Here is a 25447-nt window from a genome sequence, read left to right as displayed (position 1 = left end):
GCTGGGTGCGTCGCAGAACCGTTTTGAATCAACCATCACCAACCTGAACAACACGGTGGACAACCTGTCGTCAGCCCGCAGCCGTATTCAGGACTCGGATTACGCGACGGAAGTGTCGAACATGTCACGTGCGCAGATCCTCCAGCAGGCCGGCTCGTCCGTGCTGGCTCAGGCCAACCAGGTTCCGCAGACCATGCTGTCCCTGCTGCGTTAATTTTTCAATTTCAGTCAAGATAAAAGTCACTACTATGCAGTAATAGCGATCAGTTAAGACTAAAATGATCGATTGAACGATTCAGTGGCTGTGTGAAATCCGTAATCTCTCATAGAGGATTACGGATTTTTTTATGCTGCTCAGCCAGGCCCTCGACGCTGTTCTCAAGTTCTCACCGAAAGAGTTCTCCTCTCTCTCTGACCTGCATTCGCCTGAACTCGTTGATGAGTGTCTGGCTGATAACGGGGTCGTTAAGATACGTAAACGCTGCCTGCCCATGGAAATGATGGTTTTGGCCGTTACCGGCAGGCGTTCTTCCGTTCTCTTTCCATGAATCAGCTCGTCTCACATCTTAATATTGTCCTCAGCCTGCGCGGCGTTCTGAAAAGCTCAACTGACAAGCATCCCTGTTGTGCAGTGGATTTTTTTGCTTAATTGACTTAATTACCCATAAAGAAAGCCTGTTATCAAGTCATTGGTGAAACGTATGTGCGCATAGAATTCCATCAATAGAGTTTCTAAAGGGCTTTACTATGACGAAGGGTAGAAGGGTTAATGAAGAAGCAGTCGATATCGACTATAAGTCAACGCAGGCTTTTTTCGATGCTCGAGGACTGGGTTCATATATCAATCCCTTAAGTGCAACCATGTATCAGGATGAACAGCCCGAACTGGTTGAAAAGCGAGATGTTGCCGAAAAAGCAACCCTTGCTTCTTTCCCGGGAATTTCCTGCGTGGAAAGCGTGTTAGACATGGGATGTGGAATTGGACGTTGGGCAAAATTCTTTGCTGATCAAACGCAACCACCCGTCTATCTGGGGATAGACTTTTCCGCATCATTAATCGAAAAAGCAAAAAAAATTAACGTTAAAAACGAGAAAAAGACACATTTTCAAGTTATGTCTGTAACCGAGCTTGAAGAGAAGAAGTTAATTGTTCCGCCACCTTATGAATTTGTGATTATTTCTGGGGTGTTAATGTACCTTAACGATAATGATTGTCTGCAAGTTTTAAAAAAAGCGGTTAGTCTTTGCGCGAAAAATGGAAGAATTTATTTAAGAGAGCCGCTTGCAATAAGTGTCAGGTTAACACTTCAGGATGTTTTTTCAGAAGAACTTAATTATAACTACTCCGCAATTTACCGCACTGAAGATGAGTTGAATGAAATTATAAAAAAAGCATGTGCTGATGATGTTTTTTACATGCAACCCTGGAAGAAGTTATTTTCTGATGATTTGGAAAAACGTAAAGAGACTCGACAAAAATATAGTCTGCTATGCAGGAGTGAGACGCTATGAAGACGGCTTATTGCTTTGACCTTGATGGCACATTAACTAAACAGGAGCTATTACCTTTGATAGCTGCCTCAGTTGGGCTTGATGATGAAATATCTGCTTTGACTCAGGCAACTATTGCCGGGATCTTACCTTTTGAAAAATCATTTAAGCTGCGCGTAAGATTGTTAAAAGATGCTAATATTGATTGGATTCATGAAGTTCTGGAAAAGGAAGTGAATTTTCAGACGAAAATATTAGATTTCATAATTAAGCGCCCAGGGCAATGCTTTGTTGTTACAGGCAACCTTGATATTTGGGTTAAACCACTTCTGGAAAAGCTGGGTATCAACGCTTTTACTTCTACTGCCCGATTAAATGAAGCAGGAGAGTTATGCGGTATAAGCCATATTCTTAACAAATCTGATGCGGTAAGAAGCTTACGTGAAAATTTCGACCGTATTGTTGCTGTAGGTGAAGGCATGAACGACGTGCCGATGTTTGAAGAATCAGACTGGCGAATTGCCTTCGGGGCGACGCATAAACCCAACAATATACTTTGCAAACTCAGTGATTTTATCGTTTACGATGAGGGCTCATTATGTCGCCTATTAAAAACGTTGTAATCAGCGCGGCTGGAATTGGTTCCAGATTGGGGCTTAATCGCTCCAAGTGTCTTATAGAAGTTGCTGGAAAAACATTGCTAAGTTATCACCTGGAAAGACTGTCAGACGTTGAAAATGTTTGGGTTGTGGTAGGGTTTCAGGAAGAGGATGTGATCGAGGAAGCAATTAAAATACGTCCAGATTGTATAATTGTCCGTAATCCGGACTACATGAAAACTAATACATTGCAAAGTATCTGGCGGGTTTCAAAGCATCTGAAAGAGAGATTTTTAATCATTGATGCTGATACACTTATCGAAGATGAAAGTTTTAATAAGTTTATGGCTGCAACAAGTGATTTTGAGCATCTTATAGGCGTATCATCATTTACAACCAGCGATGGCGTACGTGTTAATGTCGATTCACAAGGTATGAATGTCACTGGTTTTACTCGTGACACCTCATTTAACCTGGAATGGACTGGTATTGCTATTATTGGAACGAATATGGTTGTTAATGAACAGATTTTTGTATATCAGTCCTTAAATGATTTTTTACCTATTCCACTGTGCAATATCAATGCGTTTGATATTGATACTATTCAGGATTTGGATATGGCGAAAAAAATCATGAATGATGGTTGGAGGAACAATGCATTCATTAACTAATGGCTATATTGACACTCAAGTTTCGAAAAGCATTGATGAAGATTCCTGCTTGACGCTATCAACTATATTCAACGCCCTTAAATGTGCGAAAGAAAACATTCTTGATATAAATATAGGATATGGTGACAACTGCATCACCGCTTCAGCTATTTTTGAGCATGTTGTGGGATTGGATAGTCGTTTGCCATGTTTAAGCCATGTGCAAGAACAAATTTCTATAAATAATGTCACTAATGTTTCATTAGTGAATAATGATTTTTTCCATTTCGAATGTGAAGATACCTATGACTGTGTCTTATTTTCTGATGGGTTAAAGGGATTTAATAGTCAAAAAAAACAACTTAGAGCTATTCTAAAAGCAACAAAATTACTTAAAAAAGATGGCATGTTGGTTGTTGTCTCTGATGAAGAAAAACGCTCAGGTGATATTTCATTGTCAGAAATGCTTGGGCTTGAATACAAAGGAAGTTATACGGGGAAGGTCGAAGAAAGTGCAGATGAAAAATATTTTTTAACCTTTAATTTGCCTGTATGGAGTGCTCATCCAAAGAAAAATAGCACACTAAAGCTGGCATGTTTTGGTAGTATGCCATTTCATTTTCGTTCTCTGAAACCACTTTCAGAATTATTTGAAAATAGCATAGTAACTTTATCAGTTGATGAGGTTATATCATGGCGTCCGGATGTTATTGCAGTAGCTGATGGCTGGTCCGTTGAATACTGGCGCGACTATTGTGATGCAAATAACGTGCTGCTTATTGGAATGCGTCATGGGTCGGTTACACGTTATGGCTTTGCCGAAAGTCAATATAATTTTGCAGATTATATGTGTGGAAGCCCCTGGGATATTGAAGATACTTTGCTTTCTGATGTCCAGCCGCGTAAAGGATTTCTGATAACCGGAAACTCATGGGTTGACCAGGTTTTTCAAATTGAGAAAAAAGTTGCGGATAAACTCAATCCAACTTTTCTTTTTGCACCCACATATAATCCTGAAATTAGCTCAGCAGTGTTCTTTGGTGAGCGTGTTGTTTCACTGGTACGTTCTGTATATCCTGAATCCAAAATTATCATCAAACCTCATCCAGCCATTGTCCAACATGAGCACGGCTTTGTTGTCAATAAGGATATCTTTCGTCAGCTTATGCAACAGTGGCGCGAACAGTGTGCTGACGATCCATTGATTGAACTTATTGATGATCCAGAGGCCAGCATTGCTGAAAGTTTTGTAGAAGCAGATATTTTGATAGCTGATGCTTCCTCACTGATTTATGAGTTTATGACGCTTGATCGCCCAATTATTCTTTATTCTGCCACAGAAAAGGTATCTCATTGGGATTATAATCCTGATGCTCCTGGAAATGCCTGGCGTGATATTGGATTAGAGTTTAGCGATGATAAAACATTTTTAAATCACATACGCCATGCTTTTAAACGTCATGAAGATTGCTGCAAAATAGCTCAGAAAGAACGTACAAAATTTTTACACGGCATTTACCAGGATGGTAAGTCAATTAATCGCGTTGCCGATGCTATTTCTAAACAGCCCAAACTTGATATTGTCATTTTTGGTCAGAAAACGTCTGTTGAAGAGAAGCGTAATATTTTTTCGAAAATGCAGAAGAGGTTTTCTTTCTGTCGGCTTTCAATCATCGATAATACGTTGAGCGGTCAGACTGTCGGAAACGAGTATGTGGATTGGCAACACTGGCAGTCTGGAGCAGCGAATGTTTCCGCACGTCACAGAGTCACATTACTGATTGATGCAGATCAGGGAAAATTGCCGGGCAGTGCTCATCAGATCTCACGCGCAATAAAAAAATTGGCCAGAAACGAAATTGGCTGCATGGTTTTGCGTGCGGGAGAGAGAGCGGCTCTTTCGTTGCTTAAGTATAATGATGTAGATGCATTTATTCAAAACTCATTGAATAATAAGGCTACTGGTGAAACCCTGTGGACATCAGATGCACTCAACGTTACTCCGGCCAGGGGAGTGGTACGAAATCCCGGAAAAGACTGGTTTATGATGAGCGACAGTGCTTGTTTTACAATGAACGCATCAATTGATGATGTAAAACCCGGTGATTCTTTTCTAAGATTAAATCTCTCTGTGCTTGAACGTCAGCAGTATGATAACTTCCCATTTAGCACGACTGTGTTCGTTAATGATATACCGGTAAAGAAATTAGTTATCGATAGCGTTTTCAATCGCGAGCTAACTCTTCCTTTTCATCCTGATAGTGATGGTCAAACTAATATAAAAGTTGTCAGTGATGGCCGTACGCATGAAATGAGAGATATTACAGAAAACATTTCCTTTTTTATGCGTACAGAAAATATCAATATCAATGAAGTTGATGAAACGGACAGGGGTATTGAGGCATGGTTGGAAAAAAGAACGCTCAGTGCAATTCAGGAAAAATTTGTCGAAGACTACCAGTCTAAAAACACTACTGTAACGTCAGTTGTTTGTGTAATTTTAGTCGATGATAAAAAGCTGGCTTATGATGAGACGCTAAAAAATATCGCATTACATAACGATCAGACCCAAATGCTTAAGCTGATCCCTTTTGTAATTAACATTAATGGTTCTGACCTGAATGATGAGTCAGTGGACATAATGAATGTTCATCCTGATGCGATTGCCAATAGTATCAATCAATTAATTCAGGAAAGTGAATGTGATTGGTTTACCGTAATGAATGCCGGGGAGTCTTTCACTCAAAGCGGTGCATTGGTCGCAGAGTTGCAATTGCCATTGGCAAATAATTGTGCGGCAATTTTTACTGATATGCTGTTAAATGATAATGATGGCATGACCAGTGTCGCCTTGCATCCTGAATTCAATCTCGACCTCTTACTTAGCCTGCCTTCCATTATGGCTGAGAATTGGATTTTTAAACGAGAGGTATTTATTTCACTGGGAGGGTTCACTGCTGACTATCCTCAGGCTATGCAGTTTGAATATATTACACGGCTTATTGAATATTACGGAATTCAGACTATTGGACATTTAGAAGAACCTACATTTAAGCGCGAATCCTATACGTTAAAGAATAATGATGATCAAAAGTCTGTCATAAAAAAACATCTTAATAACAGAGGTTTTACTGATGCCAGTATTACTTCAGATATGCCTGGCGTGTGGCGTTTGCATTATAATGTTCAGCAAAATCCTTTGGTTTCCATTATCATCCCAACCAAGGACCAACTTCCATTATTAATAACATGTATTACAACGTTAATGGAAAAAACAAGTTACCTAAATTACGAGATTTTGATTGTTGATAACAACAGCGAACTGCCTGAAACGTTGGCCTGGTTAAAAGGTATTTCTGAAATAGATCCACGCCGCATACGTGTGATCCCATATCCAAAACCCTTTAATTATTCAGCAATGAATAATATGGCGGCACAGCAAGCACTGGGTGAGTATTTGGTTCTACTCAATAATGATACAGCAATCATCCAGAATGATTGGTTACAGAATATGCTTAATCATGCTATGCGCCCGGAAGTGGGTATTGTTGGCGCAAAACTCTTCTATCCTAACGGTCGTATTCAGCATGCTGGTGTAGTGCTGGGTCTTCGCGGGCCTGCGGAACATCCTTTCATCGGGAGATCGGGTGACGAAACAGGGTATCTTTATCGCCTGGTTGCAGATCAAAATTATACCGCTGTTACAGCGGCATGTATGATGGTGCGTAAAGATATCTATGAAGAAGTGGGTGGACTGGACGAAATTAATTTCCGTGTTTCATATAATGATATTGATTTCTGTCTGAAAGTCAGAGAGAGAGGGTATTTAACTGTCTGGACTCCCTATGCACATGTAATGCATGAAGGCAGCGTAAGTCAGAAAAAAGTTGACTCTGCAACGATTGAAGTAAAACATAAACGTTTTACCAGTGAGCAGGATGCTATGTATGAAAAATGGTTACCGTTGATAGCCAACGATCCTGCATACAATAATTGCCTGTCATTATCTGGCGAGGGTTTTGAACTCATGTCAGACAGCCTTTTTACATGGCGTCCTGTGTTCTGGAAACCTGCACCCCAGGTCGTGGCAACTATGGCTGACCTTACTGGTTGCGGTAATTACCGTATCATAAAACCCTTTGAAGCAATGCGCGATGCGGGTCTTATCCAGGGCAATCTCTCTCAATATTTAATTAACATACCTCAACTTTCTCATTTAGATGCTGATAGTTTGGTTTTGCAACGTCAAATTACCCCGGAGTTTCATGAATGGGCCGCGAGGGTTGCTAAATTCATAAAATCTTTCAAGGTATTTGAATTAGATGATTATCTGCCAAATTTACCGGTCAAGAGCGTGCATCGTGCCGATATGCCGAAGGATATTCTTAAATCTATCCGTAAAAGTTTGAGCATGATGGACCGATTTGTTGTATCGACGGCCGCGTTGGCTAACAGATTCGATGGAGCGCATCACGATATTCAAATTGTTGAAAACCGTCTGCCTTGCGATAAGTGGAGCAATCTTGTCAGTCTGCGCGGACAAGGTCGTAAACCGCGGGTTGGCTGGGCCGGGGGCGTGAGTCATACTGGCGATCTTGAGATGATCGTCGATGTGGTTAAAGCTTTTGCCAATCGGGTGGAATGGGTATTTATGGGAATGTGCCCGCCTAAACTCATGCCTTATATACATGAATACCATTCGGGTGTGAGTATTGATGATTACCCCGCTAAACTTGCCTCACTTAATCTGGATTTGGCATTAGCGCCCGTAGAAGATAACGAATTCAACCGCTGTAAAAGTAATTTACGGCTACTTGAATACGGAGCATGCGGCTACCCGGTTATTTGTAGTGATATTGAATGCTATCGTTATGACATGCCTGTAACTCGCGTCCGCAACAGATTTAAAGACTGGGCAGATGCAATTGAAATGCATCTGGACGATCGCGAAACATCATGGCGAACGGGTGATGCGTTAAAAGAGCTGGTGCTTAGTCAGTGGATGTTGACAGGCGAGCCACTTGAGCGATGGGCTAAAATCTGGCTACCTTAAAAGGGAAAATGGTGAGCATGCTCACCATTTTTTTTAACAGATTACTTGAAATAACGTTCTTTGACGCGGATTGCGCATTTAAAAGCTGCTTGCCTGCAAGCCTTTTACCGGGAGCAACTTGTAGAATAGTGAAGAGGATTTGCACCTTTATTACTTAATCTTATTTAAATAACGTATAGGATCTCCGCACATTGCCGATAACGAATGAATAACTTTCGATCGTGCTCCAGTGAGCATAAAACTGATAATTTCTGGGGTATCCCGATGCGCTTCAACGTTGATTTGATACCGGGCGATCTGCTGAGCTTTGAGGAGATTGCCCGGCGCTATGCGATCAAGTTCCCTGAAGAGAAAGAGCTGACGGCGCGCGCGCTGCTGAGTCCGTCCACCAGCTACCGTAATCTGGTGATCCGCGCCGTCTTCGCCAACGACGAAACCAACAGTCCGCTGGAAGACTTGCTGTTTATCTCTAATGATAACGAACGCAAAAATTACCTGCGACGCATGGAACATTACCTCAAACTGCAATTGCCGTTTTTCTATTTTCGCCGCACTGAGCAGGCAAAGCTGGAAAATCGCTGGAAGGTCATGGGCGAGAGCCGCGTTTACGCCATGCTCGATCCCGCGTCGGCTGCCGCGCAAAATTTGATCAACAGCCGCGGTTACCGGCTTGCATTGATGCGTCAGGAAGGCGAGGAGGGGCTGTGGCAACTCTTCGACCCGCAGGCGCACGCCTGCTTCACTGTTTCGCGCCGCATCCAGTTTATCGTGGTGCTGACCAGCCCGCTGCATAGCGTGCCTGCGGGCGTTATCGCCGGTACGCAGGTGGGCAGGCAGGTGAAAACGCGGGTCTGGCAGCGCGCCAGCCAGGCGGAGTTTGCGGCGGCGGTTAAGGCACGCTACGGCGGCTGCGTTATCACCGGCACGCCGCTGGCAGAGAATGCGCCGCATCCCTGGGTGGAAGCCTGTCACATTGATACAACGGAAAATGAAGACGGTTTTCTGCACGACAACGGCGTGGATAACGGTCTCTTTTTACGCAGCGATCTGCTGCGTCTTTTTATCAACCGCCTGTTGACGATCGATAGCGATAGCGGTGTCGTACAGCTGCGGCAGGGCATGCCGTTGGCAGAAGATCTCAGCGTTTCCTATCAGCACATCACCGGAAAAGTTTGCGCGCTCTGGCCACAGGTGCCGCAGGCCACCAGAGAGAAACTGCGCTTTTTGCTTTAAATCCCGTCTCCAACGGCGCGATGCGCCGTCTTACTTAAACAAAATGAAATAAACCGCCTTTTTTAGCGCTATTCCCCCAATCAAAAGTCCCTATAGAAACAGATAATCGTGCCGATAACTTAACTAACGCAGGGTAGACAGAGTGAACGATCTCTATACCGCCGATGGGGTGATGGACAAAAACACGCTGTGGCAGCGCTACGTACCGCTGGTACGTCATGAAGCGCTTCGCCTACAGGTCAGATTGCCTGCCAGCGTTGAGCTGGATGATTTGCTACAGGCTGGAGGAATAGGGCTGCTGAACGCCGTGGAACGCTTCGATGCGCTTCAGGGCACGGCCTTTACCACCTACGCCGTACAGCGAATCCGGGGCGCGATGCTGGATGAACTGCGCAGCCGTGACTGGGCGCCTCGCAGCGTGCGACGTAACGCGCGTGAGGTGGCTGGTGCGATGCATCAGGTCGAACAGTCGCTGGGACGCACCGCGACCGAGCAGGAAGTGGCGACACAGTTAAAGGTTTCGTTAGAGGAGTACCGGCAGATCCTGCTGGATACCAATAACAGCCAGCTGTTCTCCTACGACGAATTTCGTGAAGAACACGGCGACAGCGCCGAGCTGGTAACGGAAGGCCATGAAGAGGCGAATCCATTACACCAGCTTATGGAAGGGAATCTGCGCGAACGCGTCATTGAAGCGATTGAGGCCTTGCCCGACCGCGAAAAAATGGTGCTGACGCTTTATTACCAGGAAGAGCTGAATCTGAAAGAGATTGGCGCAGTGCTGGAGGTGGGGGAATCCCGCGTCAGCCAGCTGCACAGTCAGGCGATTAAACGCCTGCGCGCCCGGTTAACGGGAGCGCGCTGACGGAGTCAGCTTTGCACTCTCAACACCAACCGGGGACTCAAAAATGGCATCCAAAACAAAAATGAGGCCACTGAGCCGTTATTTGAAAGACTACAAACACAGCCAGAGTAACTGTTCGCACTGCGGCAAAGTGCTGGATCGTATGGCGTTGGTGTTTCGTGGTCAGATAATAAACAAAGAGGCTATTGCCCGGATGGATCAGCTGATCGACGATCAGGTCTGGTTAAAACTTCAGAATGAGCTGACGGCGCTTTGCCGCTTCTGTAGCGATATTTTCTGCAACACACATCCGAATTACTTCGATATTATGGCGTTTAAACAGTATCTGTTTGAACAGACCGAAATGAGCCACAGCACCATTCGCGAATACGTGGTGCGGCTGCGTCGGCTGGACGATATGCTCTCCGCGAAAAACTATCCGCTGGAGAAGCTGCGCGGCGGTAGCTGGCATGAGCGCCTGCAAGACGATCTGCCGGATGCGGGAAATAATAACTACCGCATTGCGCTGCGGAAGTACGATCAGTTTTTGGGTTGGCAACAGGCATAGGCCTGCGTGGGTGAAGACCTTTTTCGTTACTTTTTTGCCTCTCTTACTGTAAAACTGTAAGGATAATTCGTTGCCCTTTTCGGGAGGCCACATTGTCCTTACATCTCTTACACTCTTTTGCAAAAGTTGAACTGCTCGGCGCGCCAACGCCGCTGGAGCATCTTCCGCGTCTGTCCGACTATCTGGGGCGCGACATCTTTATCAAACGTGACGATCTGACGCCGGTTGCCTTCGGCGGTAATAAGCTCAGAAAGCTGGAGTTTCTTGCCGCTGACGCGCTGCGGCAGGGCGCGGACGTCCTGCTCACCGCCGGCGCCATTCAGTCGAACCACGTTCGTCAGACGGCGGCCGTCGCGGCAAAGCTGGGCCTGAAGTGCGTGGCACTGTTGGAAAACCCCCTTGCCACCGCTGCCGACAACTACCTGACTAACGGCAACCGTCTGCTGCTCGATCTGCTCGATGCGGAAGTGATTATGGTCGATGCGCTGCACGCGCCCGATGCGCAGCTGGAAGAGCAGGCGTCACGCCTTGAAGCGCAGGGATTCCGTCCCTATATCGTGCCGGTTGGCGGTTCCAACGCGCTGGGTGCGCTGGGCTACGTGGAGTGTGCGCAGGAGATCGCGCATCAAAGCGAGGGCGTGGTGGATTTCGCGGCGGTAGTGGTCGCTTCCGGCAGCGCAGGAACCCATGCGGGGCTGGCCGTGGGTCTTGAGCAGTTGCTGCCCGATACCGAACTGGTCGGCGTCACGGTGTCGCGCAGCGTGGCGGATCAGCAGCCAAAAGTCGTCGCCATTCAGCAGGCGCTGGCCGCCTCGCTTTCCCTCACCGCCGCCGCGCCGGTCACGCTCTGGGATGACTATTATGCCCCGCAATACGGCATGCCGAATGAAGAAGGCATGGAAGCCATTAAGCTGCTGGCGCGGCTTGAAGGTATTTTTCTCGATCCGGTATACAGCGGCAAAGCGATGGCTGGCCTGCTTGACGGTATTACGCAGAAGCGCTTCCGTCGCGACGGGCCCATCGCCTTTATTCACACCGGCGGCGCGCCGGCGTTATTTGCTTATCATCATTCGGTATAAATAAGAACTAAAAAGATGAGAGTGGCATCTGGTATAAACTCAGAGGGTCGAATAGATTCTTCGTGTCGACAACGTATTGCCGTGAAGCGATCGTTTCTTTCCGGCACTGACACAGACGGAACCGCCGTGTTCCAAATAACAAATAATACCGTGGAGCCATTATGAATTTTTCTTTGGTGCGTCGCCAACTGGTGATGGGCGTTATGTCTCTGGCGCTGGTCGCTGGTTTTTCTGGACACAGTTTTGCCGCAGATGAAAACCTGCTGAATAAAGTGAAGGAACGTGGTTCGCTGCTGGTTGGTCTGGAAGGCACCTATCCCCCGTTCAGCTTCCAGGACGAAAGCGGCAAGCTGACCGGTTTCGAAGTTGAGTTCGCCCAGGCGCTGGCGCAGCATCTCGGCGTTAAGGCCAGCCTGAAACCGACCAAATGGGACGGCATGCTGGCTTCGCTGGATTCAAAACGTATTGATGTAGTGATCAATCAGGTAACGATTTCGGACGAACGCAAGAAGAAATATGACTTCTCCACGCCGTACACCATTTCCGGTATTCAGGCGCTGACTAAAAAAGAGAATGCTGCCAGTATCACTAAACCTGCCGATCTGACAGGGAAAAAAGTCGGTGTAGGTCTGGGTTCCAACTATGAGCAGTGGCTGCGTGAAAACGTGAAGGGCGTGGATATCCGTACTTATGATGATGACCCGACCAAATATCAGGATCTGCGCATCGGCCGTACCGACGCCATTCTGGTTGACCGTCTGGCGGCGCTGGATCTGGTGAAGAAAACCGGTAATACCCTGGCCGCTGCGGGCGACGCTTTCTCGCGTCAGGAAGCCGGCGTGGCGCTGCGTAAAGGCAATACGCAGTTGCTGGAAGCCATTAATAAGGCCATCGCGGAGATGCAGAAAGACGGTACGATGGCGAAGCTGTCTGAGAAATGGTTTGGCGCGGACGTAACGAAATAATGCAGGAAAGTTTGCAACTGGTGCTGGATTCAGCACCATTTTTATTGAAAGGGGCGCTCTTCACGCTTCAGCTCAGTATCGGCGGCATGTTTTTCGGGCTGCTGCTGGGCTTTTTACTGGCAATGATGCGCCTTTCATCTTTCTGGCCTGTGGCGTGGCTGTCACGCATCTACGTCTCGATTTTTCGCGGTACGCCGCTGATTGCGCAACTGTTTATGATTTACTACGGCCTGCCGCAGTTTGGCATCGAGCTGGATCCCATTCCTTCCGCCATGATCGGCCTGTCGCTGAACACGGCGGCCTATGCGTCCGAATCCCTGCGCGGTGCCATTGCGGCCATTGAGCGCGGGCAGTGGGAAGCGGCGGCAAGCATCGGGATGACCCGCTGGCAGACGCTGCGCCGCGTGATCCTGCCACAGGCGGCCAGAACGGCGCTGCCACCGCTCGGCAACAGCTTTATCAGTCTGGTAAAAGATACCTCGCTGGCGGCAACCATTCAGGTGCCTGAGCTGTTTCGTCAGGCGCAGTTGATCACCTCGCGCACGCTGGAAGTTTTCACCATGTATCTGGCTGCTTCGCTGATTTACTGGGTAATGGCTACGCTCCTGTCGATGCTGCAAAGCAGGCTGGAAGACCGCGTTAACCGTCAGGATCGGGAGTCGAAATGAGTACCATTGAAGTCAACAACCTGGTTAAGCAGTTTAACGGACAGACGGTGCTGCATGGAATCGATCTTGAGGTGAAGGCCGGCGAAGTGGTGGCGATTATCGGCCCGAGTGGCTCCGGTAAAACCACGCTGTTGCGCAGTATCAACCTGCTTGAGGAGCCGGACAGCGGCACCATAAAGGTGGGTGACATCACCATAGATGCGGCGCTGGGCATGCAGCGTCAAAAAGAGCAGGTACGCCGTTTGCGTCAGCAGGTTGGCTTTGTATTCCAGAACTTTAATTTGTTTCCCCATCGTTCAGTAATGGAGAACATTATTGAAGGGCCAACCATCGTTAAGCGAGAGCCAAAAAGTGAAGCTGTCGCGCGCGCGCGTCAGCTGCTGGAGAAAGTGGGACTGCACGGTAAAGAAGAGAGCTACCCGCGTCGTCTCTCAGGCGGTCAGCAGCAGCGTGTCGCCATCGCCCGTGCGCTGGCTATGCGTCCGGAGGTGATCCTGTTCGATGAGCCAACCTCCGCGCTTGATCCTGAGCTGGTGGGTGAAGTACTGAATACCATCCGCGCGCTGGCAGAAGAGAAGCGCACGATGGTTATCGTGACGCATGAGATGAGCTTCGCTCGCGACGTGGCCGATCGGGCCATTTTCATGGACCAGGGACGCATTGTGGAGCAGGGCGATGCAAAAACGCTTTTTGCCGCGCCGCAGCAGCCGCGAACCCGTCAGTTTCTGGAAAAATTCCTTAACGCCTGAATAATAATAACGCCGGTTTCCCCGGCGCTCTCCCTCAGCATTACTGCTTCTTTAAGAGTAACCTCATAGTGTTTTTTCCCGCAAAAGGAAATAATTCGTTAAATTTTGTCATGTCTACTGGGTTAAACATATGGCGTCTGCCGAAAAAAAAGAAGTTCTATGGATTAATACGCTGAAGGGCGGGTGTATACTACTGGTGGTGCTGCACCACACTATTATTACGACATTCGCCCCTTCAATTCAGCATCTTACCGCAGGCATTATGCCCGCCGAAATGTGGGTGGCCTTTAATAAACACCTCTCACCATTACGTATGCCAGCTTTCTTTTTTGTTTCCGGTTTGCTGGCCGCCAGCGCCATTACTAAAAAGTCATGGGGTGAGGTATTTACTAAAAAGTTCAGTAATATTCTTTATCTCTATATTTTATGGGGCGTTATTCAGTGGGTGAGCATTCATAATATTTCTGCCAATCTGATTGGTGAAAAGCTCTCCTCGGCAAAAAATGCAGCCTATGCTGAATCACCCGTGGAGTTTATTAAACTTCTGGTAATGTCGATGACCAGCCTGTGGTATCTCTATGCATTGGCAGGTTATTTTGTGATTGCAAAACTGTTTCACCGGCAGAAATATGCGCTGTTGCTGGCCGCCGTTGCGGTGAATTATGCCACGCAGTTCAGCCTGATTCCGGGCTGGGGCCCGGCCAGCGTCTCGCAGAATTTCATTTACTTCCTGACCGGTGCCTTCCTGAGCCATCAGCTGGTTGAACTGAGCTTCCTGACGCGCAGAAATGCCCTGATTCTGGGGTCGTTCTTTGTTCTGGGGCTTGTTCACCATGTGGGGCTGGGACTGAATAAGAACCTGTTCTACTGTCTGCTCTCTATCGTATTTGGCATTGTTGTATGCCGTGCGTTGAACAACCGCTTTAATATGGGCTGGCTCAACTGGATCGGCCGCAATACGCTGCAAATTTATGTGCTGCATCGTATTTTTATCGAGCTGCTTGGCCTGACGATGCTGACGCTGGCAATAAAATACGAGCTGTTCAGCAATACCGCCTTCTCTGTTGCCTGGGCGCTGACGCTGCCGGTGCTGGCCGTCGCGTTCTGTACGGTGATTTCGCTGATGGTCTGGATGCTGCTGAATCGTGGGCCCGGGCGGGCGCTGTTCCTGTATCCGCGCCTGATGAAAAAGCCGCAGCCGGTGACAGAGGCTCCCGGCAATCACTAAACACTCCTTTACAGGGCCGATAACATCGGCCCTGATTATTTTTATATCCGCTGTTTTGTACCAGTAAATAATAAAAAAATTAATGACTTTATTCTTCATCCTTTTTATGACACATCAGCAGGAGTCATTTAATGAAGCCAGAAAATAATAAAGAGATAGCCTGGATTAACAGCCTGAAAGGCGGCTGTATAATTCTGGTCGTGCTCTACCATGTTGTGCTCCCCGGCTACGCAAATACCGTTGACTATCTTACTGCGGGAACGCTTCCGGCAAAGATATGGATCGCGTTTAATGACACGCTCTCGCCATTGCGTATGCCCGCTTTCTTTTTTGTTTCCGGACTTTTAGCGTCTGATGCGATAATCAATCGCCAGTGGAAACAGGTTTTTACCAGCCGGGTCACCAATCTTTTTTATCTCTATTTTCTCTGGGGTCTGATCCAGTGGCTGATGATTAACGGCGTCTCTGGCGAGATCATGGGCAAGCAGCTTTCCGGTAATCTCAACGCCGCCTGGGCCGCAACACCGGCTGAATTTATTAAGCTGATGCTGCTGGCGATGAGCTCGTCGTGGTATTTGTACGCGCTGGCGCTGTTTTTCGTGTTTGCCAAACTTTTTCACCGTTTCAAACCCGCGTTGATGCTGATGGCAGTAGGATTGAACTATGCCGCTATCTGCAACGTGATCCCTGGCTGGGGGCCGGAGAGCCTGTCGCAATATTTTGTTTTCTTCCTTTTTGGCGTGTTTTACAGCAGTACGCTGATACGCTGGAGTGAATGGCACCGCGGTAACGGATGGCGCTGGGCTACGTTGATTGCGCTGGCCGCCGTTCACGCGCTGCTCGGGCTACCTGAAAGCATCTTTATGTGCACGCTTGCCATTCTGTTTTGCATTGCGGCCTGCCGGCTGTTGAATCGGCTGTTCACCCTGCGCTGGCTGAACTGGACAGGTAAGAACACGCTGCAAATTTACGTGCTGCATCGTATTTTTATTGAGTTTTTTGGTATGTCCACCATTCTGTTCGCGACCGGGCACGACCTTTTTGCCAGCCAGGCGTTTTCAATGCTCTGGGCGGTGGCTTTCCCTGCCGTGATGGTCGGCGTGTGTATTGGCTGCTCCGTGGCGGTCTGGACGCTACTGAATCATGGGCCGGGTAAAGGGTTGTTTATCTATCCCAAACTGCTGCGAATGAAGCTGCACGGCTGATATCAGTCAAGAGTGACGCTTCATCGCATACATGCGCGTGGTGCTAGATTTCACAGGCAACGCTGTTCCAGACGGGCGACATTAAGGTTGCCGACGAGCCGGATCGCTGCCGCAGGGATGCGACAGCGAAGCCGCCGGGGAAGGCGCCCCGGTGATCAACCTTAAGGACGTCTTTCACGTAGCAGGTCTCAGGTTTTTGCTTTCAAACCTGTCTCAGCCAATCGTCATCAGACTTGCGTTCCCGCCCGCTGCGGCGGTATTGATACTCAGCGAACGCTCCAGCAGCAGACGCTCCAGCAGCAGGTTGGTTTCCCCGTGCGCAAAACCCTGCACCGACACAATTGCGCCATCCCGCAACGCAACCGCTTCACAGACTTCGCGCAGCCGATCCGCATCGCCATGGTAGATTACCGCATCAAAGTCGTGCTGCGCGTCCAACGGCTGCGCAGCGAAATCGATCCGCTTTTGCACCTCGGCGGGAAGCGATGTATGCAGCGCGCGATGCAGATCGTCATCGGCCCACAGCGCCCGGCTGCCCGATGAGGTCACCGCAGCCAGCTGGACCAGCGCATCCTCTTCGTTGTCCGCCAGACACAGCACGCGTTCGCGCGGCAGCAGGGTAAACGTATTGCGCTCGCCCGTTGGGCCGGGTAACAGACGAACCGTGCCGCTCTGCGTCAGGCTGGCGAAACGGTCGCACACGTCAGCAAGCTGCGGTCTGTCCTGCGCCCAGTCGCTCAGCGCCCGATGCGGCGCCAGCAGGGCGGTGCGCAGCGTGCTTTCCACCGGGCGCGCGCCGTCGTGCCTGTCGAGCGTCACACGCAACGCATCGTCGGGGCGCGAAGAGAGCAGGCGATAAAGATAGAGCGGTCCGCCTGCTTTCGGCCCGGTGCCGGAAAGTCCTTCGCCGCCAAACGGCTGCACGCCAACCACTGCGCCGACCATATTGCGGTTTACATATAAATTGCCCACCCGCGCGCTACCGGTGACCTGATTGATCGTTTCGTCAATACGCGTATGCACGCCCAGCGTCAAACCATAACCGGAGGCATTAACCTGTTCGACAATCGTCGGCAGTTCACTGCGTTTGAAACGCACCACGTGCAGAACCGGGCCAAAAATTTCTTTATCCAGCTCCGCCACCGCATTCAGCTCAATCAGCGTCGGCATCACAAAGGTGCCGGTCTGCCACTCTTTACTGTCCTGCGGATGCGAGAAGGCAGCCTGATACACCTTCATGCCTTTGTTACGCATCGCCTGAATATGCTTATCGATATTCTCTTTGGCCTCTTTATCAATCACCGGCCCGATATCGGTTGAGAGACGCTCCGGATTGCCCATCCGACATTCGGCCATCGCGCCGCGCAGCATTTGCAGCGTATGCTCCGCGACATCGTCCTGAATGCAGAGCAGGCGCAGGGCAGAGCAGCGCTGACCGGCGCTGTCGAAGGCGGAGGCGACAATATCAATCACCACCTGTTCGGTCAGCGCCGAGGAGTCAACGATCATGGCGTTCATTCCGCCGGTTTCCGCAATCAGCGGCGTTGGGCGTCCCTGCGGATCCAGCCGACCTGCAAGTCCGCGCTGAAGCAGCGTGGCGACGGCGGTGGAGCCGGTGAACATCATGCCGCGCACGCGAGGATCCTGAGTAAGCTGCGCGCCCACCGTTTCACCAGGGCCGGGAAGCAGTTGGAGAGCAGCGACCGGCACGCCCGCTTCATGCAGCAGCGCGACGCCTTCGGCTGCAATCAGCGAGGTCTGCTCGGCCGGTTTTGCCAGCACGCTGTTGCCTGCCGCCAGCGCGGCGGCGATCTGACCGGTAAATATCGCCAGTGGGAAGTTCCAGGGACTGATGCAGACCACCGGCCCCAGCGGGCGATGCGTCTCGTTATCAAAATCGTCGCGCACCTGTCCGGCGTAATAGTAGAGAAAATCGACGGCTTCCCGCACCTCAGCAATGGCGTTACTGAAGGTTTTACCTGCTTCGCGCACCAGCAAGCCGATCAGCCGCTGCATCTGTCCGTCCATTAATACGGCCGCACGCAGGAGGATCGCCGCACGCTCCTGCGGCGGCGTGGCGAACCAGATTGGCCCGGCGTTAACGGCGGCTTCCAGCGCGCGGGAAACATCGGCTTCGCTGGCGTACTGGACGTAGCCAACCACATCGCCAGGCTCGGCGGGGTTAACAACCGGCAGACGTTCGCCTTCCTGCCGTTCGCCATCAATAACCGGTGCGGCTTGCCACGGCTGCATGGCGCCGTTCAACAGCGCGCTGGAGAGCGAGGCAAGACGATGCTCGTTAGCCAGATCCAGGCCTGATGAGTTCACACGCTCGCTGCCGTAGAGATCGCGCGGCAGCGGGATCTTAGGATGCGGCAGTCCGACCGCGCCTTCGCGGCGCGCCAGTTTTTCCACCTCGCTCACCGGATCGGCAACCAGATCGTCGATCGGCAGCGTGGCATCGGCAATGCGGTTCACAAACGAAGTATTGGCGCCGTTTTCCAGCAGACGTCGCACCAGATAGGCCAGCAGCGTTTCATGCGTGCCCACCGGTGCATAAATGCGGCAGGGGCGGTTCAGCTTGCCTTCGGCGATTTTGCCGACAACCTGCTCGTACAGCGGTTCGCCCATACCATGCAGGCACTGGAACTCATACTGTCCAGGATAGTAGTTATTGCCTGCCATCTGATAGATGGCCGATAGCGTATGGGCGTTGTGGGTAGCGAACTGCGGATAGATAAGGTTTGGCACCGCCAGCAGCTTGCGCGCGCAGGCCAGGTACGAGATGTCGGTATACACTTTGCGGGTGTAAACCGGATAGCCTTCCAGCCCTTCCATCTGTGCGCGCTTGATTTCGCTGTCCCAGTAGGCACCTTTCACCAGGCGGATCATCAGGCGGCGACGACTGCGCTGCGCCATGTCGATCAGCGTATCAATAACGAACGGGCAGCGCTTCAGGTAGGCCTGAATAACAAAGCCAATGCCGTTCCAGCCTTCCAGTTCCGGTTCGAAGCAAAGTTTCTCCAGCAGATCCAGCGACAGCTCCAGCCGGTCAGCTTCTTCGGCGTCAATATTGATGCCGATATCGTAAGAGCGGGCCAGCAGCGTTAATGATTTCAGCGTCGGGTAAAGCTCTTCCATCACGCGCTCGTACTGCGCGCGGCTGTAGCGCGGGTGCAGCGCCGAAAGCTTGATAGAGATGCCCGGCCCCTCATAGATGCCGCGACCGTTAGATGCTTTTCCAATGGCGTGAATGGCCTGCTGATAGGAGAGAAGATAGGCTTTGGCGTCCCGGTCGGTCAGTGCCGCTTCACCCAGCATGTCATACGAATAGCGGAAGCCTTTCTCTTCCAGCTTGCGCGCATTGGCCAGCGCCTCAGAAATGGTTTCGCCGGTCACGAACTGCTCGCCCATCAGGCGCATCGCCATATCCACGCCTTTGCGGATCAGCGGTTCGCCGCGCTTGCCGATGATGCGGTTCAGCGAGCGGGAGAGATTGGCTTCATTGTGAGTTGAAACCAGCCTGCCGGTAAACAACAGCCCCCAGGTCGCGGCATTGACGAACAGGGAAGGGCTGCGGCCCAGATGCGACTGCCAGTCGCCGTTGCTGATTTTGTCGCGGATCAGCGCATCGCGGGTTGGCTTATCAGGAATGCGCAACAGCGCCTCCGCCAGGCACATCAGCGCCACCCCTTCCTGTGATGAAAGAGAGAACTCCTGCAACAGGCCCTGCACCATGCCGGCGCGGCCGGTTGCCCCTTTTTGGTGACGAAGCTTCTCGGCAAGCTGGTACGCCATACGATGGGTTTGTTCTGCCAGCGGCGGAGAAAGACGCGCCTGCTCCAGCAGCATCGGCACCGCTTCCGTCTCCGGGCGACGCCATGCGGAGGTCATGGCGGCGCGCAATACCGACTGCGGCAGAATGTGTTCGGCAAAATCGAGAAACGGCTGACGCGATTCCTCTTCTGCACGATCCTCGCTTTCCTGCGCCTGCGGGGTAATTTCAGGCAGCACGTTCCCTTTTTCCAGCTGTTCCAGATAGGTAAAAATCGCCTGTTTAATCAGCCAGTGCGGGGTGCGGTCGATTTGACCGGCGGCGGTGCGGAGGCGCTCACGTGTGGCATCATCCAGTTTTACACCCATGGTCGTCATGCCCATGCCTGAAACTCCTTTAAGAAAGCTATCAATGATGGCAAGCAATATCACTTAAGTTGCAACTTTGTGCAACCATGTTAAATGTGATCTGGCTTGCAGAGTAAAACCGCAATTTTCGCAAAGCGGCACGTTTATTGCTGCAAGAATCTCGCCAGAAGTGATCTTGCTATAACATCAGGAGTTACAGGGATTTAGCCGGTGCTACTTTTAAGAGTGTGATCCGGTGCAACCTGTCAGCACGCAGGCTGTGATAAAGCGTGAACTCGCTGTAACTCCTGTGTTAAATCATTGTGCACGAATGCGGTTTACGGCAGGATATCCCGCCTCAGGCGACAGGACGTGATGCCGCGATGTTCTCGCGGCCCCGGAAAGGTTAATCGGATGCACAATGCATCAACAATAATAAGTGGAGAACCTGAATGACAGTAAGCACACCCCTGATGGTGACCTTTTGCATCTATATCCTAGGTATGGTGCTGATAGGCTTTGTTGCGTGGCGCTCGACCAAAAACTTTGACGACTATATTTTAGGCGGGAGGAGCCTGGGAAGTTTTGTGACTGCGCTGTCGGCGGGCGCATCCGATATGAGCGGCTGGCTGCTGATGGGGCTGCCAGGAGCGATTTTCCTTTCCGGCATTTCAGAAAGCTGGATCGCCATCGGGCTGACCATCGGCGCTTACCTGAACTGGAAATTCGTCGCGGGTCGCCTGCGTGTGCAGACGGAACACCACGGCAACGCCCTGACGCTGCCTGACTTCTTCACCAGCCGCTTTGAAGATAACAGCAAGCTGCTGCGGGTTATTTCGGCGCTGGTTATTCTGGTTTTCTTCACCATTTACTGCGCTTCCGGCATTGTGGCAGGCGCGCGCCTGTTTGAAAGCACCTTTGGCATGAGCTATGAAACCGCGCTGTGGGCGGGGGCGGCCGCAACCATCATTTACACCTTCGTGGGCGGATTCCTTGCCGTGAGCTGGACCGACACCGTACAGGCCAGCCTGATGATTTTTGCGCTGATCCTGACGCCGGTCATCGTTATTTTTGCCGTCGGCGGACTCAGCGATTCGCTGAAGGTTATTGAAGCCAAAAGTATCGAAAACATCAACATGCTGAAAGGGCTGGACTTCGTTGCGGTGATTTCGCTGCTGGGCTGGGGACTGGGCTACTTTGGCCAGCCGCACATTCTGGCGCGTTTTATGGCAGCGGATTCCCATCGCTCGATTCGCAGCGCACGCCGTATCAGTATGACGTGGATGATCCTCTGCCTAGCCGGTGCGGTTGCGGTCGGATTCTTCGGCATCGCCTATTTCCAGAATCATCCTGAACAGGCGTCGGGCGTAACTGAAAACGGCGAACGGGTCTTTATTGAGCTGGCGCGTATTCTGTTTAACCCGTGGATTGCCGGGATTTTACTGTCCGCGATTCTGGCGGCGGTGATGTCAACGCTGAGCTGCCAGCTGCTGGTCTGTTCAAGCGCGCTGACGGAAGATCTTTACAAAAACTTCCTGCGTAAGAACGCCTCACAGCGCGAGCTGGTGTGGGTAGGGCGTATGATGGTGCTGCTGATCGCTGTCATTGCTATCGCGCTGGCCGCCAACCCAAACAATCGCGTGCTGGGGCTGGTGAGCTATGCCTGGGCAGGTTTTGGCGCCGCCTTCGGCCCGGTGATACTGCTGTCACTGATCTGGAAACGGATGACGCGTAACGGCGCGCTGGCAGGCATGATCGTGGGGGCTGCTACGGTGATTATCTGGAAACAGTTCGCCTGGCTCAACCTCTATGAAATCATTCCCGGTTTCCTGTTTGCCACTGTGGCGATCGTTATCGTCAGCCTGATGGGAAGAGAACCTTCAGTCGCTGCCCGCCAGCGTTTTGAACAGGCAGAAGCTGAATTTAATACGCACTAACTCCTCACGCCTGGCCGGTTATTGCACAACCGGCCTTACTACAATCCTTGCTCCAGTTCACGTTTATTAATGTGGTTCACTTCAACAGGTTTACCTGTTCAGGCATTTATGGGAAAGTGCCACAGTGCAGAAAGCACACTCAACCCGTCGGTTTTAAAATGGAAAGTTCGTTACATGGAGTAACACCGCTATGGACATGGCCAGATTCCCGCAAACTATTTTTACCACCCAACGCAAATTTAATGATTACAGCGCCGACGATATGCGCTATGGCGATATCTGCGAATCTTTTTTGAAACGCGAATTACGCCTCACGCATGTCTCAGATATTATTGATCCTTACACCTTAACGCGTCTGACCGCATTTGATAATCCACGTTCGCGATTTGCCGGTGCGTACGGCAACCGGCGGCGTGGTGAGAAGGTCAGCGTGCAGGAGTGTGCCAGACTGCTGTTTGAAGAGATGCAGGTCACGTCTTTGCCTTTTGCGCTGGTCGGGCCGCAGAAATATTTAATCAACCAGATGCTGCGGCATTTTCAACACTTTAACGGTATACCTTTTTTTGATGCGTCACTTAATATGGCATATGAACGGCAGATTTATAATGATTGTTCTTCTAAAAGCACCAGGCTTGCTATTTTTGAAGTTATTAATAATAATATTAATTACAATGAAAAAGGCCTTAATAATGAAGCGATCTACAAATTTAACGAGTTAATTTCCAACAGGGTTTTACCGAAATTTGACTCAATGATAATTGATAAAATTAATGGCATGGGTATAACTGTTCATGATGTGCATTCAACACGTATTGAATTGTTGAGCCTTGAAGTAAGTGATCGTAAGTGGCAAGCTAAAGTGAAGTATACTGCTCAGGATCACTTTGGTTTGGATGTCAATGATATTCGAAAGTTAAAATTCCATCAGTTTCAGTTTTTCAGAATTTGGTTTATTTTACAGCGCTATAATAAATTTGGTTTTCGTCCATTTTTGACGAACATGAATGCAATAATTAATATTGAGGGTGGGAAGTAATGAAAAAGGGAGGTGTGATTTTTATCATGATGGGTATTTTACTATATAGTGTCTGCTTGTGGCTGGACCATCGCAAGGTTAAGGTGGTCGCAGCGTTTCATGGCGACTATACCGCTCAGATACTGGTAGATAACTTTCCTTTTTCGGAGAAAGAAAAAATTAACTGGTGGATAAAAAACGGCGCTGAAATTCGAAAAAAATATCGTTTCCCTGCAAACAAGGTTAAGGGGGTTGAATACATCACTATTTTTGATTTCGATGAAGGTTATAAAGAACTCGGCAAAAAAGATCGACTCTGTTTTGATGAGATCTTACCACCAAAAAACTGCATTGATAAAAACATCCTCATGATGATCGGCCCTAATCTTGAGGGAGAGACAGTGTTTAAATTTGACCACTCAGCCTGGGTTGTAGATAAAAATGGAAAGTTAATTGAAACTAAATGATAGTTGCAAATAAGTCATGCCAGGCTGGCAGTCATCGTCATAACTGCCAACGCTAATGATATCGTTTAAAGCTTTATGAGTCGCCTGAAAATATATTTAAGCCATTAAGAAACCGGCTGCCATTATCGACAACCGGTCCATGCATTACGCCTTACCAAACGTCACATCCAGCTCCATAGAATCGGTGTGGCGCATTGGGTTCTGACCATTTGGCAGTTTATCGTCATCCGGATGCATATAGGTATCGCCGGTACCAAGCTTGTTGGTCATATATTCCCCGCCTTTTTTCATCGTATCGGTTGAACCGTCATACCAGCCGGCAATCGTTTTATCGCCTGCTGAATCTTTGCTCACGATATTGTCAGGTGCCTGATCGGCAATGCTCTTCTCATCGCCAATTTCAAATCCTTTACCATCTTCGGCATGGATGGCGGCATTGCGTCCGTCAATATCGCTGGTATTGACAAACCCGTTATAGAATTCAAGACGGCTGGCGCTGTCCTGATATTTGCCTTCAGAGTCCGACTGCTTCAGCACGCCGGTAAAGTCATTTTGATATTTCATTTTGCCGCTTTCGCCTGGTTTCAGCGTCATTTCGGCGACCAGCTTATTGTCCTTATCAAACTGGCCGATATTGATATCGTGATCTTCTTTATTGGTAATATCAAACGTGCGGGGGCCGCTGCCGGCGACGGTACCTTTATCGAAAACATTGGCTTTGCTTGCAGACTGGTTAGTGGCATCCGTCTCAGCGGATGGCGTTGCCGTTTGCGGCTGCGGCTGGGCGGTTGCGTTTGCTGGCGTTGCCGGCTGTTCTTCAGCCTGCGATGGATCGCTCATGCTATCAAAAGAGGCCGTCTGCGGCTGCGCGCTGCTTTCGCCCGCGTCTTTTCCGGCAGAGGAGGCGGCGTCATCGTTGCCGCCCTGCTGCATCATTTGCGCAAACGCTTTCATGATTTGGTTCACGAGGTCACTGACCAACTGGCGGAGATTGTCATCAACGCCCTGGCCGCTTCCTGCCAGACCGTCCTGCGCAGACAGGCTGTTTACGCCCCCCGCGTTGCCGTAATTTAACATGCCTGCCTGAGGAGAAGCGAAATTGATCGCGCCTCCGCTCAGACCCTGGTGATCAGCGCCCCCGCCCTGCGGGGTATTCAGCGAGTTGGAATCAAACCCACCGCCAAACTGTTGCGGCAGGTGTATTGGAGTCGGATTAAGCAGTTCAACGGACATAGGCGCTCTCTGAAGAAAAAACGGTCGGTGTCATTGAGTGTTTTAACCGCGGCGCTGGTTCCACCGGCGTTGAGAATTTTACGAAACCTGAGCAACGGGCCCGCCCGGCCTCGAGGGGTCAGTTTGGGAAACGGAAAATATTGTACTATAAGGGCTTCCCCGGCATGTCAAAGCCGGTATTTATGGTTTCTGTCTGCTCTTCAGTAAAAATAAAGGGGAGAGACTGCGGTACTATAAACGGCCATGATGAATCGTCACCGATTCGGGCCCTGATGAAAGACGCGCGTGAGGTTCTTGTTCGTTAAGCGGATACGTATATCCTGTACAATAGCCAGATAGGC

The 25447-nt window shown here is 49.9% G+C and carries 20 protein-coding genes; 18 read left to right on the top strand and 2 right to left on the bottom strand.

Translation table 11 applies throughout. The annotated features are described in order from the left end of the window. The 15 genes from GS12_RS18075 to GS12_RS18005 form a co-directional block, all read left to right on the top strand. On the top strand, positions 1-214 hold a 214-nt coding region (locus GS12_RS18075; RefSeq protein WP_034949398.1), incomplete at its 5' end, for a flagellin. Between the two features lie 133 nt (positions 215-347). Then, a complete protein-coding gene (locus tag GS12_RS18070; protein ID WP_034949397.1) occupies positions 348-548 on the top strand; it encodes a transposase domain-containing protein in 201 nt (66 codons plus the stop codon). A gap of 199 nt (positions 549-747) precedes the next feature. Continuing rightward, positions 748-1512, top strand: coding sequence for a class I SAM-dependent methyltransferase (locus GS12_RS18065; protein ID WP_034949396.1), 765 nt, complete (start codon positions 748-750; stop codon positions 1510-1512). Next, complete coding sequence (locus tag GS12_RS18060; protein ID WP_034949394.1) at positions 1509-2114, top strand: HAD family hydrolase; 606 nt, start codon at positions 1509-1511, stop codon at positions 2112-2114. The genes GS12_RS18065 and GS12_RS18060 overlap by 4 nt, the downstream gene beginning before the upstream one ends. Further along, positions 2090-2761: an NTP transferase domain-containing protein gene (locus tag GS12_RS18055; protein ID WP_034915603.1), complete on the top strand. Its 672-nt coding sequence runs from the start codon at positions 2090-2092 to the stop codon at positions 2759-2761. The genes GS12_RS18060 and GS12_RS18055 overlap by 25 nt, the downstream gene beginning before the upstream one ends. Then, complete coding sequence (locus tag GS12_RS23070; RefSeq protein WP_052118520.1) at positions 2745-7793, top strand: glycosyltransferase; 5049 nt, start codon at positions 2745-2747, stop codon at positions 7791-7793. The genes GS12_RS18055 and GS12_RS23070 overlap by 17 nt, the downstream gene beginning before the upstream one ends. Before the next feature lie 264 nt (positions 7794-8057). Further along, complete coding sequence (locus GS12_RS18045; protein WP_034915601.1) at positions 8058-9026, top strand: HNH endonuclease signature motif containing protein; 969 nt, start codon at positions 8058-8060, stop codon at positions 9024-9026. Between the two features lie 142 nt (positions 9027-9168). Further along, positions 9169-9891 (top strand): RNA polymerase sigma factor FliA, encoded by a 723-nt coding sequence (locus tag GS12_RS18040; RefSeq protein ID WP_034915600.1) that lies wholly within the window; start codon positions 9169-9171, stop codon positions 9889-9891. A 43-nt stretch (positions 9892-9934) separates the two neighbouring features. Beyond that, positions 9935-10438 carry a flagella biosynthesis regulatory protein FliZ gene (gene fliZ, locus GS12_RS18035; RefSeq protein ID WP_034949392.1) on the top strand — a complete coding sequence of 168 codons (504 nt, stop codon included), beginning with the start codon at positions 9935-9937 and terminating at the stop codon, positions 10436-10438. 92 nt (positions 10439-10530) lie between these two features. Beyond that, positions 10531-11517, top strand: coding sequence for a D-cysteine desulfhydrase (locus GS12_RS18030; RefSeq protein ID WP_034949390.1), 987 nt, complete (start codon positions 10531-10533; stop codon positions 11515-11517). 161 nt (positions 11518-11678) lie between these two features. Further along, positions 11679-12482: a cystine ABC transporter substrate-binding protein gene (gene tcyJ / locus GS12_RS18025; RefSeq protein ID WP_034915593.1), complete on the top strand. Its 804-nt coding sequence runs from the start codon at positions 11679-11681 to the stop codon at positions 12480-12482. Continuing rightward, a complete protein-coding gene (gene tcyL / locus GS12_RS18020) occupies positions 12482-13150 on the top strand; it encodes a cystine ABC transporter permease (protein WP_034915591.1) in 669 nt (222 codons plus the stop codon). The genes tcyJ and tcyL overlap by 1 nt, the downstream gene beginning before the upstream one ends. Next, complete coding sequence (tcyN, locus tag GS12_RS18015) at positions 13147-13899, top strand: L-cystine ABC transporter ATP-binding protein TcyN (RefSeq protein ID WP_034915589.1); 753 nt, start codon at positions 13147-13149, stop codon at positions 13897-13899. Before tcyL ends, tcyN begins: the two co-directional genes overlap by 4 nt. Before the next feature lie 130 nt (positions 13900-14029). Then, positions 14030-15127 carry an acyltransferase family protein gene (locus GS12_RS18010; RefSeq protein WP_034949388.1) on the top strand — a complete coding sequence of 366 codons (1098 nt, stop codon included), beginning with the start codon at positions 14030-14032 and terminating at the stop codon, positions 15125-15127. A 131-nt stretch (positions 15128-15258) separates the two neighbouring features. Continuing rightward, positions 15259-16332: an acyltransferase family protein gene (locus tag GS12_RS18005; RefSeq protein WP_034949386.1), complete on the top strand. Its 1074-nt coding sequence runs from the start codon at positions 15259-15261 to the stop codon at positions 16330-16332. Between the two features lie 213 nt (positions 16333-16545). Here the strand turns inward: GS12_RS18005 and putA are convergent, their stop codons facing one another. Then, on the bottom strand, positions 16546-20490 hold the full coding sequence (gene putA / locus GS12_RS18000; RefSeq protein ID WP_034949384.1) for a trifunctional transcriptional regulator/proline dehydrogenase/L-glutamate gamma-semialdehyde dehydrogenase: 3945 nt from the start codon (positions 20488-20490) through the stop codon (positions 16546-16548). 416 nt (positions 20491-20906) lie between these two features. Here putA and putP point away from each other — a divergent pair, with 416 nt between their 5' ends. The 3 genes from putP to GS12_RS17985 all read left to right on the top strand — a co-directional run bounded on the left by putP (position 20907) and on the right by GS12_RS17985 (position 23873). Continuing rightward, positions 20907-22391 carry a sodium/proline symporter PutP gene (gene putP, locus GS12_RS17995; RefSeq protein ID WP_034949382.1) on the top strand — a complete coding sequence of 495 codons (1485 nt, stop codon included), beginning with the start codon at positions 20907-20909 and terminating at the stop codon, positions 22389-22391. Between the two features lie 190 nt (positions 22392-22581). Further along, positions 22582-23427, top strand: coding sequence for a DUF3289 family protein (locus GS12_RS17990; protein WP_034949381.1), 846 nt, complete (start codon positions 22582-22584; stop codon positions 23425-23427). After that, positions 23427-23873 (top strand): DUF943 family protein, encoded by a 447-nt coding sequence (locus GS12_RS17985; protein ID WP_034949379.1) that lies wholly within the window; start codon positions 23427-23429, stop codon positions 23871-23873. The genes GS12_RS17990 and GS12_RS17985 overlap by 1 nt, the downstream gene beginning before the upstream one ends. 144 nt (positions 23874-24017) lie before the next feature. Here GS12_RS17985 and GS12_RS17980 read toward each other — a convergent pair whose 3' ends face one another. After that, positions 24018-25106: a prolipoprotein diacylglyceryl transferase gene (locus tag GS12_RS17980; protein ID WP_034949377.1), complete on the bottom strand. Its 1089-nt coding sequence runs from the start codon at positions 25104-25106 to the stop codon at positions 24018-24020. Positions 25107-25447 lie beyond the last annotated feature (341 nt).

Origin of the sequence: Erwinia oleae (assembly GCF_000770305.1) — a bacterium.
In the GTDB taxonomy this organism is placed as follows: Bacteria; Pseudomonadota; Gammaproteobacteria; order Enterobacterales; family Enterobacteriaceae; genus Erwinia; species Erwinia oleae.
Note: the sequence above shows the minus strand (reverse complement) of the source record. Positions and strands in the feature narration are given on the sequence as shown.